Below are 2,203 nucleotides of genomic sequence, written 5' to 3' on the forward strand. Positions count from 1 at the left end.
TTCATTAAATCTAATTATTTTCTTAAATAAGCAAAAGTATTTTTTATGAGTTTCCATTCTATTTTAAAGTAATTTTTCCAGTTTTTTCTTAAGAATGGAGTTTTTGTTAATTTTTTCCTATTTCCTAATCCTTCCTTGATCCCATCCAAGTAAATGGAACCGTATCCTTTCCTTACAAAGAAAAGGTACTTGATTAAGAATCCTAGGAATAAAAATATGAAATTGATAATCTTCTGTAAAATTGGGAAGTTCTTGTAAATCAGGAACACATTGTTACGGGCAGCCAATTTGATCTTGAATTCGTTGTATCTGCTGCCGCTTGTTCCGCTCCCATAATGGTAAACAATTGAATTTGGGCAGAAATAGTTTTTATATCCATATATTTGAGCCCTATATGCAAGGTCTATATCTTCAACATAAGCAAAGAAATTATCATCAAAAAGCCCTATTTCCTCAAGGACTGACTTTCTATACAATGCTGCACCTGCACATGAGGAGAATATTTCCTTCTTCTCATTGTATCTCTCTACAGGCTGGCCATCCCCAATCTTCTTTGTCCATGCAAGGATGGTATACTCATCTCCAGCATCATCAATCAGCTTTCTATTGTAGTGCTGAATCATCTTAGACTGTATTGAAAATGGATTTTCACCTAACTCGATTGACTCTTCCATTGCCTTGATGATTTCATCCAGAGCATTCCATTCCAATTCAACATCATTGTTTACAGAATAGATGTACTCGCACTTTGCGGCTCTTATTCCCTGATTGACTGCAGGGGCAAATCCTAAGTTATCCTCATTTTTGATAAGGACTATGTCAATAGGATAGTTAGAGCTTTCAATAAACTCTTCAATGAATTCTATGCTTCCATCAGTAGATGCATTGTCAATTAGAATGATCTCTTCAATAAACCTGCTTTGAATCAATAATGTTTCAAAGTAGTTATTCAAGAACTTTAAACCATTGTAATTTGGTGTAACTACTGATACTTTCATAGAATCCCTTTTTAAGCAAAAATTTTAATTTTATTTTTTCTTTGATTATTTTTTAATTTTTTTATCTTAATCTTTTATTTTAATTTTTTAATTATTGATAATCCTAAAAAATTATTTTTTTGGAATACATTTTCTCATAGTATTCCTGATACTCACCGGATTTTACCTTTTCCATCCAATCCTGATTATCCAAATACCAATTGATTGTTTCTATGATTCCTGTTTCAAAGGTGTATTTAGGCTTCCATCCTAATTCCTCTGTGATTTTAGTGGAATCAATTGCATAACGTCTGTCATGGCCTAATCTGTCTTTAACAAATTTGATTAAGGATTCGCTCTTTCCAAGCTCTTTTAAAATGAGCTTTACGATTTCAATGTTTTCCTTTTCATTATGGCCACCGATATTGTAGACCTCACCTAATTTTCCCTTATGAAGAACAAGGTCAATGGCTGTACAATGGTCATAGACATGCAACCAATCCCTAATGTTCTTTCCATCACCGTAAACAGGCAATTCCTTATCATCTAAAGCATTTGAAATCATTAAAGGAATAAGCTTTTCAGGGAATTGATAAGGACCATAATTGTTTGAGCATCTTGTAATGTTGATTGGCAATCCGAATGTTTCTCCATAAGCCCTAACCATTAGGTCTGCACCTGCCTTTGAGGCGGAATATGGGCTGTTTGCTTGGAGAGGAGTTTCTTCTGTGAAATATCCTTCCTTGCCAAGGCTTCCATACACTTCATCGGTAGAAACCTGCAAATACTTTTTAATTTCGTGCTTTTTAGCTGCATCCAGCAATACTTGAGTTCCAATGATATTGGTTTTAATGAATATTTGAGGATCTTCAATGCTGCGGTCTACATGACTTTCAGCAGCAAAATGGACTATGTAATCAACATCCTTAACAATGGAATCAACCAATTCTGCATCTTGAATGTCCCCTTTTACAAAGGTGTAGTTAGGATTGTCTTCAATATCCTCTAAATTTTCAAGATTACCACAGTATGTAAGGGCATCTAAATTAATAATTTCATAATCAGGATACTTTTCAAGCATATACTTTACAAAATTGCTTCCTATAAATCCTGCTCCGCCTGTTATTAAAACTTTAGTCATATAAATCACATATTGAATAATTGATAATAATTGATAATAATTGATAGTAATCGATAATGATTGTAATATTAATTTGATAATAATT

The 2,203-nt window shown here is 33.0% G+C and carries 2 protein-coding genes; both read right to left on the bottom strand.

Going from position 1 to position 2,203, the window contains the following annotated elements; genetic code table 11:
• Positions 1 to 14: 14 nt before the first annotated feature.
• Positions 15 to 998, bottom strand: coding sequence for a glycosyltransferase family 2 protein (locus tag VW161_RS08875; RefSeq protein ID WP_304087323.1), 984 nt, complete (start codon positions 996 to 998; stop codon positions 15 to 17).
• 103 nt (positions 999 to 1,101) lie between these two features.
• Complete coding sequence (gene rfbB, locus VW161_RS08880; protein ID WP_304087321.1) at positions 1,102 to 2,118, bottom strand: dTDP-glucose 4,6-dehydratase; 1,017 nt, start codon at positions 2,116 to 2,118, stop codon at positions 1,102 to 1,104.
• Positions 2,119 to 2,203: the final 85 nt, after the last annotated feature.

It is taken from the genome of Methanobrevibacter ruminantium, from assembly GCF_016294135.1.
In the GTDB taxonomy this organism is placed as follows: Archaea; Methanobacteriota; Methanobacteria; order Methanobacteriales; family Methanobacteriaceae; genus Methanobrevibacter; species Methanobrevibacter ruminantium_A.